This window comes from Exiguobacterium sp. s130 (genome assembly GCF_018619055.1).
GTDB lineage: Bacteria > Bacillota > Bacilli > Exiguobacteriales > Exiguobacteriaceae > Exiguobacterium_A.
In genome coordinates this window covers 138,840-155,184 of sequence record NZ_JACSNI010000001.1, presented here as the reverse complement: position 1 = coordinate 155,184, position 16,345 = coordinate 138,840, and the positions used below count along the sequence as shown (strand labels likewise).

15 protein-coding genes are annotated in these 16,345 nt (G+C 43.8%); 1 reads left to right on the top strand and 14 read right to left on the bottom strand.

The genetic code is table 11. The features are described from left to right. Nucleotides 1–2: 2 nt before the first annotated feature. From HZS85_RS00805 to HZS85_RS00785, 5 genes are all read right to left on the bottom strand, one after another. Entirely contained in the window at nucleotides 3–671 is a 669-nt protein-coding gene (locus HZS85_RS00805) for a sugar transferase (protein ID WP_483297905.1), read from the bottom strand. A gap of 57 nt (nucleotides 672–728) precedes the next feature. Next, nucleotides 729–1,613 (bottom strand): UTP--glucose-1-phosphate uridylyltransferase GalU, encoded by an 885-nt coding sequence (gene galU / locus HZS85_RS00800; protein WP_214853179.1) that lies wholly within the window; start codon nucleotides 1,611–1,613, stop codon nucleotides 729–731. Nucleotides 1,614–1,807: 194 nt separating this feature from the next. After that, on the bottom strand, nucleotides 1,808–2,572 hold the full coding sequence (locus HZS85_RS00795) for a tyrosine-protein phosphatase (RefSeq protein WP_214852172.1): 765 nt from the start codon (nucleotides 2,570–2,572) through the stop codon (nucleotides 1,808–1,810). A gap of 11 nt (nucleotides 2,573–2,583) precedes the next feature. Further along, nucleotides 2,584–3,282 (bottom strand): CpsD/CapB family tyrosine-protein kinase, encoded by a 699-nt coding sequence (locus tag HZS85_RS00790; protein WP_214852170.1) that lies wholly within the window; start codon nucleotides 3,280–3,282, stop codon nucleotides 2,584–2,586. Next, nucleotides 3,275–4,009: a YveK family protein gene (locus HZS85_RS00785; protein ID WP_214852169.1), complete on the bottom strand. Its 735-nt coding sequence runs from the start codon at nucleotides 4,007–4,009 to the stop codon at nucleotides 3,275–3,277. Before HZS85_RS00785 ends, HZS85_RS00790 begins: the two co-directional genes overlap by 8 nt. A 199-nt stretch (nucleotides 4,010–4,208) precedes the next feature. On the opposite strand from HZS85_RS00785, the gene HZS85_RS00780 reads away from it, so the two are divergent. After that, complete coding sequence (locus HZS85_RS00780) at nucleotides 4,209–5,354, top strand: hypothetical protein (RefSeq protein WP_214852168.1); 1,146 nt, start codon at nucleotides 4,209–4,211, stop codon at nucleotides 5,352–5,354. A 43-nt stretch (nucleotides 5,355–5,397) separates the two neighbouring features. On the opposite strand, the gene HZS85_RS00775 is transcribed toward HZS85_RS00780, so the two are convergent. From HZS85_RS00775 to HZS85_RS00735, 9 genes are all read right to left on the bottom strand, one after another. Beyond that, nucleotides 5,398–6,297 (bottom strand): LCP family glycopolymer transferase, encoded by a 900-nt coding sequence (locus HZS85_RS00775; RefSeq protein WP_353048852.1) that lies wholly within the window; start codon nucleotides 6,295–6,297, stop codon nucleotides 5,398–5,400. 178 nt (nucleotides 6,298–6,475) lie between these two features. Beyond that, nucleotides 6,476–7,162 carry a hypothetical protein gene (locus tag HZS85_RS00770; protein ID WP_214852166.1) on the bottom strand — a complete coding sequence of 229 codons (687 nt, stop codon included), beginning with the start codon at nucleotides 7,160–7,162 and terminating at the stop codon, nucleotides 6,476–6,478. 16 nt (nucleotides 7,163–7,178) lie between these two features. After that, nucleotides 7,179–7,868: a hypothetical protein gene (locus HZS85_RS00765; protein WP_214852165.1), complete on the bottom strand. Its 690-nt coding sequence runs from the start codon at nucleotides 7,866–7,868 to the stop codon at nucleotides 7,179–7,181. Between the two features lie 15 nt (nucleotides 7,869–7,883). Next, nucleotides 7,884–8,570, bottom strand: a complete 687-nt coding sequence (locus tag HZS85_RS00760) for a hypothetical protein (protein WP_214852164.1) — start codon at nucleotides 8,568–8,570, stop codon at nucleotides 7,884–7,886. A 36-nt stretch (nucleotides 8,571–8,606) separates the two neighbouring features. Then, the gene (locus HZS85_RS00755) at nucleotides 8,607–9,296 is read right to left on the bottom strand and encodes a hypothetical protein (RefSeq protein WP_214852162.1); all 690 of its coding nucleotides are present in this window, start codon (nucleotides 9,294–9,296) and stop codon (nucleotides 8,607–8,609) included. A 57-nt stretch (nucleotides 9,297–9,353) separates the two neighbouring features. Beyond that, nucleotides 9,354–10,055: a hypothetical protein gene (locus tag HZS85_RS00750; RefSeq protein ID WP_214852160.1), complete on the bottom strand. Its 702-nt coding sequence runs from the start codon at nucleotides 10,053–10,055 to the stop codon at nucleotides 9,354–9,356. A gap of 17 nt (nucleotides 10,056–10,072) precedes the next feature. After that, the gene (locus tag HZS85_RS00745; protein WP_214852157.1) at nucleotides 10,073–11,632 is read right to left on the bottom strand and encodes a S8 family peptidase; all 1,560 of its coding nucleotides are present in this window, start codon (nucleotides 11,630–11,632) and stop codon (nucleotides 10,073–10,075) included. 136 nt (nucleotides 11,633–11,768) lie between these two features. Next, entirely contained in the window at nucleotides 11,769–13,352 is a 1,584-nt protein-coding gene (locus HZS85_RS00740) for a S8 family peptidase (RefSeq protein ID WP_214852155.1), read from the bottom strand. Between the two features lie 124 nt (nucleotides 13,353–13,476). Continuing rightward, on the bottom strand, nucleotides 13,477–16,155 hold the full coding sequence (locus tag HZS85_RS00735; protein ID WP_214852153.1) for a glycoside hydrolase family 70 protein: 2,679 nt from the start codon (nucleotides 16,153–16,155) through the stop codon (nucleotides 13,477–13,479). Nucleotides 16,156–16,345 lie beyond the last annotated feature (190 nt).

Below are 16,345 nucleotides of genomic sequence, written 5' to 3'. Positions count from 1 at the left end.
TTTTAATATGCTCCTTCTTTTAACAAAATACTCTTTATTGTTTTGAAAATAATTAAGATATCCATTTTCATAGATTTATTTCTAATATAAAACAATTCCATTGCTTTTCTTTCTGGATAACCAACGTTGCTTCTTCCGTTAGCCTGCCAATAACCAGTGATACCAGGTTTTACAGACAAAAATAATGAACTATCTTTCCCATATTCTTTAAATAATTCTTCATCGACAATTGGTCTTGGTCCTACAATTGACATTTCTCCCTTAAGTACATTAAAAAACTGTGGAATTTCATCAATACTATATTTACGTAAGAACCTGCCCATTTTTGTCATTCTAGGGTCTTCTTGTGGATCCAGTTTATAGTTATTCATAAGATATTTTTCATATAATTCTGTGTTGCTTTTTAATTTAAGTTCAGCATCAGAAATCATAGAACGAAACTTAAACATTTTAAATCTTTTGCTGTTAAGACCGAACCTTTTTTGAGAAAAAAACACTTTTCCTTTTGGATCACTTGATTTTAGTAATAAATATATTATAACGATAGCGATTCCTAATAACACTATTGCAAAAATAGAAAACATAATATCAAATATTCTTTTAGATATTAAATATCGTAAGTTATCTTTATTATGGGATAAGTCATTTCTGATATGTTGCTCATTTTCTATATCAGTAATCAAAGTTACGCTAGTCTCATCAACTTGATTCAATTACGAACCCTCCTATTACTTGGCTTCTACAATTTGTTTTTGTAATAATTCTTCCATAATCAACTTAACATCTTCTCCTAAATCTTTTCTGGCTAAAGCAAATTCTAGAGTAGTACGTATAAATCCTAATTTTTCTCCTACATCATAGCGTTTTCCATCGAATTCATAAGCAAATACTCGTTGCATTTCATTCAAACGCGTGATCGCATCCGTCAATTGAATCTCCCCACCCGAACCTTCTTCCTGCGTTTCTAAGTACTTAAAGATTTCAGGAGTCAACAAGTAACGTCCGAGAATTGCTAGATTAGATGGCGCTGTACCTGGTGCAGGTTTTTCAACAAACGACTTCACCTTATGTAGTTTATTTGTGATACTCGTGCTCGGATCGACAATACCGTAACGTTGCGTATCCTCATCCGCGACAGGCTGTACTCCGATGATTGAACTATTCGTGATTTCATATTGTTCAATTAATTGACGTGTACATGGAATATCGGCTTGGACGATATCATCACCAAGCATGACAACGAACGGTTCGTTACCGATGAATGCTTTCGCTTGAAGGATTGCGTCTCCGAGACCTTTTGGCTTGGATTGTCGAATGAAATGGATATTGATGTTCGTCGTTGCTTCGACCAGATATAATAATTCTGATTTATTCTTAGAAATTAGATTCGCCTCAAGCTCAGGAACAGAATCAAAATGATCTTCAATTGCTCGTTTTCCTTTACCTGTAATAATCAAGATATCTTCAATACCGGATTCAATTGCTTCTTCGATAATATATTGAATCGTCGGTTTATCAACGATTGGTAACATCTCTTTTGGCATTGCTTTCGTTGCAGGTAAAAATCGCGTTCCTAGTCCTGCCGCTGGAATAACTGCCTTTTTTACTTTAATCATGAAAAAAACTCCCATCTATCGAATAATTCGATACCAATTTATTATTAGTATTCCAATCTTTATGTAATTTAAGATACCATATACCTATTGAAAATTTCCATAAACTTTTCCATTTATTCATAATGTAAACGTTAACATAGAAAAAGAGAGTGTTATTTCACTCTCTTCTCTGTTCTTCATCACTCTTAGTTTCACTTCCACTGTCCCTTCCAATTTTTTTCGATTGGACTGGGTGGATTGATGGTAACCATCTGATTCAGGAATACCGCTTCATTGTTTTCATAGATTTCCTCAAATAGCCACTCATCCAGCATCTTCTCGAGATATGTTTGACATTGTTTCCAGTAAAACGGGCGCTTCTCAATATGATGGGCATCTGAAGCAACAAGATGAGCGAGTCCGTTTTCGAGCAGCGCAACAGCAAAACGTTGGACGTCTTTCCCATACTTTCCGACTAAGCTCGCACATGTCACTTGGCTGATTGCGCCGTTAGAAACAAGTTCAAATAATAAAGATGGGTTTTGAATGATTGCTTTGTTTTTCTCCGGGTGCGCAACGATCGGCACAAAACCATCTGAAATTAATTCTGCGAATACTTGCCGGGCATATGATGGAATTCCTGTCGACGGAAACTCAATCAGCAGATAGCGTGACTCCGAAAGTGACAGTGCTTTTCCTGCTTCGAGTTCTTCCATCAATTCACCGATTAAACGTATCTCATGCCCCGGGTAAAGCGACAATGGGATATTCCGCTGATTTAGTAACACATTGAACTCGTTGACTGTTAATTTGACATCGACCTCTTCTGTCTCAAATTGAGGATGATAGAGATGTGGTGTCGCAATGATACGCGTGATGCCCTCTTCGACTGCTTGTTCTGCGAGTTGAAGTGCGTGTTCGATGCTGGCAGGACCATCGTCGACAAGAGGTAGTATATGACAGTGTACGTCAATCATGATCAGTTCCCTCACTCATAGGAATAATAGTATTGATATGCCGAGTCATCCGTCAGTTCGCGACGGTTCAACACGACGCCAAGAATTTTCGCTTCGGCCAGTTCCAGTTGTTCTTTTGCTTTCAGGACACGTTGGCGATCCGACGTCGTACATCCGACGACCAGGACGACGCCATCCGTCAGCTTCGATGTGATCCGGCTATCGGCAACCTGTAATAATGGTGGTGCATCGAAGATGATGACTTCGAACTCTTCCCGAAGCTGTGAAACGAGATGTTCCATCGCTCGTGACGATAATAATTCAGCTGGGTTTGGCGGAATCGGTCCTGCTGTCAAAATGGACAGGTTTTCGATTTTCGTCGGTAGGATTGCCTTGTCTTTTTCTGCCTGTCGCGTCAATAGACTGGAAAGTCCTAATCCGTTCGCCACCTTGAAAGTGTAATGAACGGTCGGACGTCGCATATCGGTATCGATGATCAGAACTTTTTTACCTTGCTGGGCATAAGCGACCGCTAAGTTCGAAGCAGTCGTTGACTTCCCTTCACTTTGCGTCGCAGATGTGACAAGAATCGCTTGAATTTCCTGGTCGACGGCCATGAACTCGATGTTCGTCCGGATTGTCCGGTATTGTTCGGCTACAGGTGACTTCGGCTGTGTAACGGTGATCAGCTTTCGTGCATCTTTGTTCATCTTGTTGTTTTTCTTAGCCATATTGTTTGACCACCTCTCGCTTACTTGCCTTTTTTGTCGAAGACTTGAAAATTTTACTGTCGATATCCGGGATACTTCCTAGAACCGGAAGATCAAGAATTTGTTGCACCTGCTCTTCGGTCCGGATGCGACGATCGAGTACTTCACGTAGGAACGCAAGACCTACTCCAAGTAAAAATCCGACGACAGCAGCAATCGCTGTATTCAAAAGAATATTCGGGCTGACCGGTGTCGTAGGGATGCCTGAAACCGAAAGAACCTTGACGTTGTCGACGTTCATTAATTCTGGGATGTCCTCACTAAACACGTTCGCGATTGAGTTCGCAATGTTCGACGCTAACGCCGCATCTGTGCTTTGAACAGAAACGTTGATGACTTGAGAGTTTTGTTCACTTTCGACCGTAATCATATTATTCAATGTCGTTAAATTAGTTGGAGCGTTTGAGACTTCTTTTTGAACCTTTTCTAAGATAGCGGGACTTTTAATGATGACCCGATATGTATTGACTAATGTGACAGACGACTGGACTTGGGACGCATCGATGACTTCATTTTCCTGTTTTTTCGGTGTGACGAGGATTTGCGTATCTGCTTGATACGTGGGATTGATTAAAAAAGTACTGACTGCAAACGAGATGAGCGCAGCAACGATCGTTAGCGCAAGGATGCGCCAAAACGATTTTCGTAAAACCAAAAACAACTCTTGTAAACTAATCGTTTCATTCATGGCTTGATAATTCTCCTTTATTCTTTTAATTCACTGGCATTTTTCATCAACTAAAAAATAGTATAACAAATAAATGGGAATTGGTTGATTTTTTTTTTAAGAAATTCCATATGTTTTTTTATAAGTTTGCGTATAATGAAAAGTGGATTGTCATTATTCTCATTCATTTCCGTATCCATACACAGGAGGAATCTCTTTTATGCATCGTTCACTACAAGTACTCCAGTACTATACATCTCATTCACAAGAAGACATTTCCCGCTTGCATCAGCGGATTCAATCCAGTCTTTCTTCAACTGAATCGTTAACAGATACACTGATCCGATTGACAGGTAATCCCCCTTTGGTTCCATTCAAGGAAGATACTGTCACATTAGGGGAATGGAATGCTTTTTTGCAAGGAAAGCATCATGATGAACTCGCTGACTTTTTAGCGCTACTTGTCTCTCGACCACTTCTTGAAGAAGATGGTCCGTTACTGGTCGAAGAAGAGGACACACTACCTGTACTATCAAGAAGTTACCGGGAAACGTCCTCTCGACGAAAGCGTGATGAATCCAGTACGGCTCATTCAAAAAAGAAATTCCCTTGGGGATGGCTCGTTTTACTACTTCTTTGTTTCTTACTAGGCGCAGCCGGTACGTATGTGTATTCAAACTACTTCGTCGCATCGAAATCCGTTCCTGAATCTACTATCGAAAAACCTGTTACCGTCAATAAATCCGAGGCAACGCAGAAGAAAAAAGAAAAAGCAACTCCAAATGAAGAAGCGACAACGCTCTATATCAACCAACGAAACAGTAATGTTTATACAGATGAGAGTATGACGACAGTCTTGTATGAAGCGGATTTTGGAGATCAATATCCCATCGTGAAAAAATTAGAGGGTAAAACGCAAGTCAACGTCACCGATCAACTGTCCGGTTATGTCAAAACAGCAGAAACGACAACGGAGTTAACGGGTGATCCGATCACGGATGAAGCTTTGCTCTCATGGGTAACAGATAACTTAAATACTCAATTCGTTGATGGAGAGGTCACAGACTTGATGGGGAAATCGAGTGAAGATCTCACTAGCTTATTCGGTCCGCCGAACCGTACATATCGGGATGATGTACATTCCTACCTTTTCTATGACACACATTTTTTCATCCTCGAACAAAATCAGGTTGTTGCAATCGATTGGACAGATACATCAATCACAAATGATCAGCTGGCCACTCTCGCACCCTTGCAACTTGAGACAGAGACAACAGGTCTTATCACGAGTAATTCTTATCGTCTGCAACGATTCGAAAAAGAAGGTACAATCAGTCGTGTCCGTCTTACAGAACAATCATTTTAAACAAAAATGCATCGAATCCGTCAGGATCCGGTGCATTTTTGTTTCATTCCATATCGAGTGAATAACGTAACGCGGTTTGTGTTTCTTTCAGTGAATCGTCTGTCGGGTGCCAGTAGTAGATCCCGTCACCTTCTTTTCCGCCCGTTCCTTCAAGTTTTAAGTTCTTTTGGTTCCGGAACGCATCCATGTAATCGAAGGCAAGGGTCCGCATCGGTTTGAACGAGATATTCGTTTGGGCATTCTTCCCGACGACATCCATGATCGCGTTAAAGTTGCTAATAGATACGTCTTCTGATAACTTACTTGCAACTTGTTCAATTACTTGACGCTGACGCATCTGACGACCAAAGTCTCCTCGTGGATCTTCATAACGCATTCTTGTGTATTTCAAAGCATCTTCACCATTTAAATTAATTTTTCCTAACTCAAAATGCTTATTTCGACTTGTAAAATCTAAATCATTGTAAACTGTCACACCACCGACTGCATCAACCAAAGACGTGAATCCTTCCATATTGATTTCCGCATAGTAATTGATTGGGATATCGAGGAACTTCTCGACCGTCTTGATGGCCATCTCCGGTCCACCGAATGAATAGGCGTGGTTGATCTTATCATTCGTTCCATGACCGACGATATCGACTTTCGTGTCCCGGGGAATACTAATCAAACGGCTTTCGTTGCGTGTCGGGTTCAATGTCATGACCATGATTGAGTCACTGCGTCCCCGCTCGCCAGGTCGTTGGTCGACACCGAGCAACAGAACCGAGACCGGTTTTTGCTCCTCGACGACTTTATCTCCCGTATTCTTGACGGGTGATTGGATTTTCTTGACCGTCTGGTCGACTTGATAATATGTATAGCCGATGAATCCGCCGATACCGACGATAAGGACCAGTGCAATCAACAACATAATTTTCAGTGGGGACCATCGTTTTTTCACCTTACGTTTTTTCTTTACTCGCTCCAACTGTTTCCATTCCCTTCTTTACTTTGCTTCGTGCAACTATCGGATTTATTATACAAACTTACAACTCATTATAACGATTTTTTTGAGTAATTTGTCAAAAACGGGAAAAGATGAAAAGAGAGCTCATCGTCTAGATAAGCTCCTTTATCACTTAAAGAGATGTTTGACTAGCCACTTTATAGGTTTTTTTCTTGAAATCATAGTCCATGATGACATATTTCCGTTGACTCGTTGACGTCGGGAAAACATACCATTTTGTATATCCTTTAACACCTAATCCTAAATCAAGTTCTTGTTTCGTTTGAACGGGTGTCCAATCAACAGTCGTTAAACTCGTCCATTCCCCTAATCCTTTTCCAGACAAAATACTATCTAATTGCTTTTCTGTCATGCCGTTTTTAATTTTTTTCCCCTTCATCAGCTTCATTTTACTCTCCCTGAACCCTGTAGCTGAATCGAAACGTAACAGACTGACCGTTTTGCTTGTCAAACGATAGATAGAACTTCTTTTCTTCGTCATGAACATCAAGCCTGTCGAGTCCATATAGGTTTTCTCATTGACAAATGTATAGAATGTCGCCTTCTGCCCATTCGTAGTACTTGTAGAATCTGCTTTTTTCTTTAAAACCGTCGATCCGTTCTTTTTCGTCAGTTGCTTCTTATAGTCTTTTCCATAGATGACCTTTGCTGCTTGTTCAATCGTCATCCCAGCTTTCAACGCTGTATAACGATCCGTTGCTTTCGTTTCGTCTTTTGTCGCAGCCGATGCTGCGCCTCCGAATAAAGTTGTTCCTGCGATGACTGCTGCTACTGCAACTTTCGTAAATGTCATTTTCATGTTCCTATCCCCTTTTTTAGAATGTTTGATAGTCTTCAACAATGTAGGTTTTCTTTTTAGCATCGTATGTCATATCGACGTAAACACGCGATTTTGTAGATTTTTGAAAGATATACGTTTTTCCTTTATATTCGCTTGCTTCCCCAGCTTTGATTTCAGCTTGGCTGTAAACACTACGTGTATCAGCTTCCATCACTCCACCCCATTCACCAAGACCCGTCCCTGATAATATGCCGTCGAGTTGTTTTTCCGTCATACCGAATTTAATTTTAGCTCCTGAATTCACCTTACGTGTGCTCTCGCGATATTTTGAATAACTATCCCGACCGATTTCTAATTCTTTAAAGACAAGACGATACACAGAGTCATTCTTTTTTGTCATGAAAGCAAGTCCAGTGAACGTCGGAGGCGTCTTGACTTTTCGATCGTAAAGCTCATAGTAGATTTCCTTACTTTTCCCTGACGTATTTTGAAATACTTCCTTCATTTTCAATACTTGTGAACCACTTTTCGTCGTTAATTGCTTTTTATAATCTTTGCCGTATAAGACTTTGGCGACTTGCTCCATCGTCATACCCGCTTTGAGTGCTGTGTATTGATTTGTCGCTGTCGTCTCGACTTTCGTCGCCGCCGATGCCGTGCCACTAAAGAGTGTTGATCCCGCGATGATTGTCGCCACTGTGATTTTCATGAAGGTCGTGTTCATACTCTACTCTCCTTTTTAGTACTGACTATGATCTTCGACACGATACGCTTTCTTTTTCGTGTCATAGATGAAAAAGATGTATTGCCATTTGTTTGTTGCAGTCGGAAAAACGTATGATTTCGTATGAATGATCGTCGCTTTTCCTGCTTTGACTTCTTTTTTTCGAAGAACGGATGTCGTATCGACGTGACCGAGTGTTCCGAATGTCCCGAGCCCTTTTCCCGTCAGTACTCGATCGACTTGTTGTTCCGTCATCCCGTCCTTGATTTTCGCACCCTTGATCAGTTTACGATCACTCGTCCGGAATCCGGCTGCCGTGTCACGCTTGAACTCCATTTGTTTCATCGTCAGCCGATACTCTGTCCCACCTGTCTCCGTCATAAACATCAGGACATCGATTGCTGACGGGAATTCCACTTTTCGATTCACAAGATCATAGAGAAGGACGTTCCGATCCCATTCCTCCATCTCGATCTCTGTGTTCAATCGTAAAACTTGTGAACCGTTTCTCATCTTCAACTGCTTCTTATACGTCTTGCCATAGAGGACTTTGGCGACTTGTTCCACCGTCATCCCGGGCTTTAAAGCACGATATTGTTTCGTGGCGATCGTCTCAGCTTTTGTTGCTGCGGATGCTACTTCAGGAACCTGCAGACTCATCAGTACGACTAGACAGATAATTACTATGATTACTCGCTTCATTTTTCTCCTCTTACTGACGATCTTTATCATCGTTTGTTATTTTTCATACTTTAATGAAAACCCGATTTTTGTATCAACCTCATATCGCTTTTTCTGCGTGTTATAGGACAAGGTGACGACCTGCATCTTTTTCGAATGTGGTCGATGGAATTGATAAATCTTATAGCGACCCGTTTTCATCGGACTTTCTTTGATGACGGAAGAAACGTTCCAACTAAAATACATCGACACCTGTCCGAGCTTTTTACCTGTCACCAGTTGATTAAGCTGTTTCTCTGTCATTCCGTGGCGGAGTGCCGACGGTTTCACAACGGTCCGGCTATTTTCGTACAAGCCATTCTCCGTATCGCCTTGATAGTACAGAGCTTTTTGTGTCAGGTAATATGTCTTCTGATGCTGTTTCGTACTAAATTCAAGAAGTGTTGTTGTTGGAAGGTTTTTAGAGGGACGATCCAGTACATATCCGAGGGACCGATAACCTTGTTCGTTACCGGTCATGCCCGGTTTTTTCGTAAAGACGACTCTCCCATCTTTTTTCTTGATGTACTTTCGGTACTCTTTTCCGTACATCGTCTTCGCGACTTCCGTCAGCGTCATGCCGAATTTGAGTGTTTTGTACTCTTGATTGATTTGCAGTGATTCTTTGGATGCTGCCGATGCTGTAGTTGGAGCAAAAATCGACAGCACTATGATTACGAAAACCATCAGTTTTGCTAGTACTTTCATTTCTATTTTCCCCTTCTAATTGTTCCTTCACGATGACTGTTAGACATGATTGTCTGCTTATTTTGTTTTAGGAGCTTCAATCGGAATGAATCTATAGTTATTGAGCTTATATTGCTTCTGCCGATCATCAAACTTCATCGTCATATCGATTTGCTTCTTTGGATTAGAGCTTTGGAAGATATAAATCTTGATCCGTCCCTTATACTTATACGCTTTCCGTTCCTGTTTCGTCTGGACGGATGTAAAGTCCCATGACCAACGCATGCCAACCTGACCTAACCCTTTTCCTGACAACAGTGCGTCGAGCTCTTCTTCTGTCTCATCTCCCTGAACATACGTCACATGCTTCAGTGTCCGCGTGCTCTCCCGAAGTCCTGTATTCGTATCCGCTAAAAATTGAATCGTTTTTTGTGCAAGATAATACGTTTTTCCATTTTTCTTCGTATAGAACTCAAGTGTCGTCCGACTCGGAAGGGTCTTCGATTGATTCATGAATGAATACGACCGGGACCGGTATCCTTTATCCTGCTTCGCCCAATTCGCTTTTTGCTTCAAAACCGTTGCACCATTCTTTTGCGTTAGATGCTCCTTGTACGACGAACCGTACACGACTTTTGCGATTTGTGTCAGCGTCAGTCCGAACTTCAATTTCCGATAATCGTTTAATGTTTGCTGTTCTTCTTTTGACGCTGCCTGTCCTTCGAGTGTCCCATTGAAACAGAGGACACCGATGAGAAAGACACATAGGATATGTTTCATCTTTTAGCCTACTTTCCTTATTTCACGAGCTGAACGGCACGATCGGCATTCAAGCGACCGTATCCGTACGTCGTGTCATAGCCCTTTTTGCCGAGGTCCTTTGCTGACTTGCGGAGGATCGATTTGACGTCCGTCACTTTGATGCTCGGCTTCAAGCTATAGAGGACACTCGCGATGCCAGCGACATGCGGTGTCGCCATCGATGTACCACTCCAAAAGATCGATTCGCCATCTTGCAGGTAACTCGCGATGTCTTGCCCCGGTGCGACGAGATCCAGCCCTTCACCATAGTTCGAGAACGAGGCCCGTTTATCCGACCGGTTCGTCGCCCCGACCGAAAAGGCATATTTTGACCGTGCCGGATAGGACAGTTTCGACGCCCCTTCGTTTCCGGTCGCCGCCGCGACGAAGATCCCTTTCTTGCGCGCTTCCGCCAAGGCATCTTCAATCGCCAGGGAAACACCGCCACCACCAAGACTCAAGTTGATGACTTTCGCCTTTTGTTTCACGGCGAACAGAATGCCTTTCGCGATATTCGAGTTCGACGCATAATTATTACGCGAGATAACTTTGATTGGAATGATGCTCGCCCGGTCGTTGATTCCCGTCATCCCGTAGCCGTTGTTCGACGCTGCGGCGATGACACCGGCGACGTGTGTCCCGTGCCCATGATCGTCATAGGCAAGCTGACGCTTATGAACGAAATCGTACCCGAGATCCATCCGGACACGTCCGGCGAAATCCGCATAGGTCGGATTGATGCCCGTGTCGACGACCGCCACGCGAACGGTTGAACGTGATTTGTTGGCGATCCGCTTAACCATCGCGTGATAACCGATGTCCGCTCCTTTAACGCCTCCACGCTGCCCGGTGTTTTTTAATGCCCACTGGACGGACTGGAAGGGATCGGTACTGAGTAACTTCATCGGTTGATCGAGTTCGACGTACCGGACGCCCTTCGTTTGTTCGAGTTGTCGTTTCGCAGCTACGGCTTGAATGAAGCTGTTGTAGGAGAACTTCTCGAGTCGTAGCGTACTGTCGATCGTTTCATGATGAGCGGCGCGCGATGTCCGTGACAACGTGCTCGCTTTCGTCGCCCCATTCAGACGGACGACGAGACTCGTCGCTCGTCCAGTTGTTGCCGATTTAGTCGCATATTCACGAATTGGTTCCAGTCGTTCAAGCTTATAAGGAATCGTAAACGCCTTATTCTTCGCTCCTGTCACTTCGATGTATTGCCGTCCACTCCACGTCAGTGGGAAAAAGAGTGTCTTTTTACTATTCGCGTATCGTGCATACGGGTCTTTTTGTTTGTATTCGGTCTGCGACGTATAGACCGTCGCTTTCTTTGAAGCATCGAAGGCGAACTTCAAGTGTGTTCCGCCGGCAAGATAGGTTTTGGTATCGAAATAGAACAACGCTTTCCCACTTGCATCGAACTTTCCTTTGATATAGCCTTTTTTCGTTTTTGCTTCGATGGCTGGCACTTTTTTAGCCGTTGTCGCCGCTTCCGTTGTATCCAATATATATGTACTAAACGCACTCACGAGGAGAACGCTGACGATGATCTTTTTCATATGATTTCACTCCTTCATTCATGTATCCTTTTTCATTATAATGGAAAAAATTGATTTTTCTAGTTCTTTTTACCTCCATCAATCAATGAATGGACCGAAAAAAGAAGCCCTGTCAGCACAGGACTTCTTTAATGATTTAAGGAATCAGTTTGACGGCGCTATCGGCGTTCAACCGACCAGCACCATAGCTCGTATCATAGCCTTTTTTCCCAAGATCTTTTGCCGATTTCTTGAGGATGCTTTCGACACTGCTTGCCTTCAAAGACGGCTTCAAACTGATCAAGAGACTCGCGACACCAGCGACGTGTGGCGTCGCCATCGAGGTTCCGCTACCGTACAGCAACTCCCCATCTGCGAGGTAGCTTGGAATCGAGACACCCGGTGCGACAAGGTCGAGTCCCGTCCCGTAGTTCGAGAACGAGGCTTTCGTATCTTTTCGTCCTGTCGCCCCGACCGACAAGACATATTTCGAACGAGCCGGATAAGCAATCGTTCCACGTCCTTCGTTCCCGGATGCCGCAACGATCAAGATGTTCTTTTTCACCGCTGCCGCTAATGCCGATTCGATTGATTTCGAAGAGGAATTGCCACCGAGACTCATGTTGATGACCCGAGCACCTTGTTTCGTCGCATGCTGAATGCCTTTGACGAGTCCTGATACTGAACCAGCCCCTGACTCATCGAGGACCTTGATCGGAATCAACGTCGTCATCGGATTGATGCCGGTCATCCCGTACGTGTTATTTCCACCCGCCGCAATGACCCCAGCGACGTGTGAACCATGTCCGTTATCATCCCAGGCGCTCTTATCGCCATTGATGAAATCATAGCCAAGATCCATGCGGACTTTCCCTGCGAAGTCGGCGTAACTCGGATTGATACCAGAATCAAGGACTGCGACTTTGGTTTCAGATAACTTTTTACCTTTGATCCGTTTTTGCATGGCGACGAAACCGATATCCGCCCCTTTGAGACCTTTCTTTTGCCCCGTATTCTGCAGCGACCATTGATATTTCTGATAGGCATCGACGCCGAATGCTTGAATTGGTGCATCGAACTCCGCGAACGCGACAGCTGATGAGCGTTCGAATTTCTGTTGCGCTGCTTTCGCTTCCGCATAGGAAGCATAGACGAGTCGCTCGATTCGAAGCTCTGACGCGACCGACTCTACTTTTAAGGCGCCGAAGGCTTGCGCTCGCATCGCACCAGGGCGCGTCTGCACGAGCAGTGCCGGTTTAACCGGTTTAACCGATTGAACGGCTGCCGTCATCGATTCCTCGATGGGTTCGTAACGTGAGATATAGGCAGGAACGGAGTAGCGGTCGCCCGGGTATCCTTCGAGCACTAAGTACTGTCGTCCACTCCAACTGAGCGGGAAGTAGAGCGTATCATCCGTGACTTGGTAATAGCGATTGTAGACCCGTCCCGCTTCAGCGTCCGCTTTGCTCGCGAACATCGTCCCGTACGTGTTGTAATCAAGCTCGAACTCGAAGTGTGTACCTTTCGCGACAAAATCCTTCGCGTCAAAATACCAGACTGCTAATCCTTTTGAATCAAATCGTCCTGTTAAGGCACTCCCCGCTTGTTTCGAGAAGGCTGGTATTTCTTTTGCTTTCGCCAATGTCGCAGGACGAATCGCCTCTTTTTTCTCAATCGCATTGACCGGTACTGTACTAAAGATCAAACCAAGTGCTAGGCTTCCCGCTATCCATGTTCGCATCATCGTTCCTCCCTCTAGGTCTTTCTTACTAATACCCGGATTAGATGGAATTATGTGGAATATAATGAAACATTGACGCGAATCGAAAAAAACACCACTCTCGCATCGAGAGTAGTGTTTGACGTTACTTGACTGTGACTGTGAATGTTTTGACGACTTTGTAGTTACCCGCTGTCGTGTACGTGACACGGATCGTCGTCTTGCCTGCTTTAATGCCTTTGACATTACCGCGTGACGAGACTTGCGCGACTTTTTTGTTCGCAGATGTATACTGAACGGATTTGATTTTATCCGTTGCTGACGTATAAGAGATACGTGTCGTCTGGTTCTTCTTCAGTGTTGCTTTTGTTGCTTTCAGCGTGACACTGTTCGCTTTTGTTTCGATCGGTAAGACTGTTTTCAAGACAAAACCGTCTTTCAACGTAACCGTTGCTTCAACCGTCGTCTTACCTGTTGCTTTACCTGTCAGGCGACCTTTTGAATCAACTGTCGCTTTTTTCGTATCGAGGACACGGTAGCGAGTCGAAGCGATTGCTGATTTTGAGTTTGCGATCGTCGTTTTCAAGTTCAACGCTTTCCCTTGATAGACTGCACCGGCTTTGATCGTTGCGACTGGTGCTTTTGTTGCTTGCGGAACGAAGACGCCGACATATCCGTTGACTTCCGCCGTCTTAATTCCTTTGACCGGTACAGTCAAGACACCGTTCTTATCTGTGACGAGTTTCGTGTTCGTGACACCACTTGCATCGACGAAGACTTGGTTTGCGTGTGTTTTACCCATGTTGACTGGAATCGTCGTATTTAGACCTGCATTTTTCCCGATGACGGTCGCGACACCTGTGTTGCGGTCTTTTCCGAAACGGACGCTTGAGATCAAGTCTTTGCCCGCTTCTTTTGATGTGTTCGATGTATGGTAAGCCACGAACTGTTTACCGTACGCGTATTTTTTACGTACTTTTAAGAGATTCGTGATTTCGTCATAGTACGGTGTCGTTTTTGACATGTACGATGCATCGGTCTGGTAGAGATCACCGTAGTAGACCGTCGGAACTGTATTTTTGTTCGAAAGAAGGAACGCATACTGCGCAACGATGTTTTCCGTTGAGTATTTCTTCGTCGGACTAGCAAGCTCTTTGTTGTAGATTGCGAGTGCTTTTGCTTCTTTTTCTTTCGTGTACAGCTTCTCAAACGACTTCGGCTGATCCGTTTTACTGTACTGAGCACCAGCCTTGATGCCAAACATATCGAGCATGATTTGGTTGACGCGGTTTTTCTCTTGGTCGTGGTTATTGACAAACGACCAGTTTGGTTGAACATCTGTCGCGCCATACCCTTCACGGTCTACGACTGAGAGTTTCGCAAGATCACGAAGTGGACGTTTTTGCGAAGCTTTTAGCGCTGAACGCAATGTGAAGTACAAATCAGAGTCCATGATGAGTTGTTCGTTGTTGTTTTCCTTCATGTACGAACGTTGAGACACTTTATAGCTTTCGATATAGCTCAAGTAATCTTGTTTTCCGAAATGCGCTTTCGAGATCTCTGCTTCTGCTTTTAGAATCGCTTTATCATAGTGCGACGCCGCATCGATTCGGAATCCGTCGAACTTATACGTTTCAAGCATCCACTTCATCCAGTTTTTCTGTTCCTTGATGACTTCCGGGTTCGAGTTTGCGAGGTCAACACCGACTAGGAATTCACCATTTCTTGCCATCGTGTTATTGATTTTCTGCGTCGGCATGCCCTTTTCGTCGACGAAGAGGAACTGATCTTCTGTGTCGATACCAGAGTTATCGTTTTGGAACGAACGTTCTTCTGAACCATAACCATATTCCGCTTTTGTATTCATGTATTGAGTTGTTAAGTCGGCAATTTTTTTATCTTCACTAGACGTCAACAAAGCTTCTTTTGATGCAAAGCCATTCTTGAGCATGAACGGCAGATAACCTGTGTCTTTTGTATATTGCGTCAACATCGGTTTCCAGTTATCTGGTGATACTTCATACCAGCCATCTGTCGCAAGATACGAATCGACCGTGTTGATGTGTCCCGTTTTTGCCGCTTCAAGCAACCATTCTGGCAAGTAGTTGTCCGCGTGATCGACACCAAAGAAACGATACGCTTTCCCGTCTTGATCCGTCATGATCCGTCCAAGCCCCTGCCCTTGAAGAGAGGTTCCGTTGAGATACGACTTGTTCCATTCTTTGATGTAGCCGTATTTCGCTTGTCCCATACCGCCACCTTTTGTGTAAGCGAGGTAAGGAGTCGCAAGGGTCTTCGTCGTTTCGCCACCTGTGAATGGATTTGCGAATGGTTTACCTGAACCCGTCGCACGACGAACGTAAACTGCTTCCCGTTGACTTAGACCAAGCATTTGGTTCGGTACGAGATCCATTTGGACTTTGATGTGATCGTCATGCAACATATCGACCATCATCTCGAGTTGTGAGGCTTTTCCGTATTTTGTCGGAATCGTACCACCCGGTCCTTGCGGGAACTCACCGAGATCATATCGATCGGCAATCGCATAGCCTTCTAAATAACGAGCCATGTCAAATGAACGATAGGCAGGTGGAAGCCAGACATCCGTCACGCCCCATGCGTTTAGTAAATCTCCTTTTTTCGCAAGCGTCCGGTACATGTTGCTTTCATACGGTTGGAAGAGGCTAAAGCTTTGGAAGATGACACGGTTGTCGAGTTTCTCACCTGCTGTGAATGCTTGTGCGCGTTCTGGTGCATAGGTGAGCCCACTTGTTGCGACGACTGTTGCTAACAATCCAACAGATACTTTTTTCGTTCTTCTCATGGGTTAAATCTCCTTTATTTCTATATGTTTTTTAATATTTCCACCTGAATTTCCAAATAACATCACATAATTTAACATTTTATTACGATGAATATAAGCCTGATTTTTCAAATTAAGTAAATAGATTTTTCAAAGTGCAATCGATTGCGCTAATTCCTCGAAAAAACCTCCTTCTACCGAAGTAGAAAGA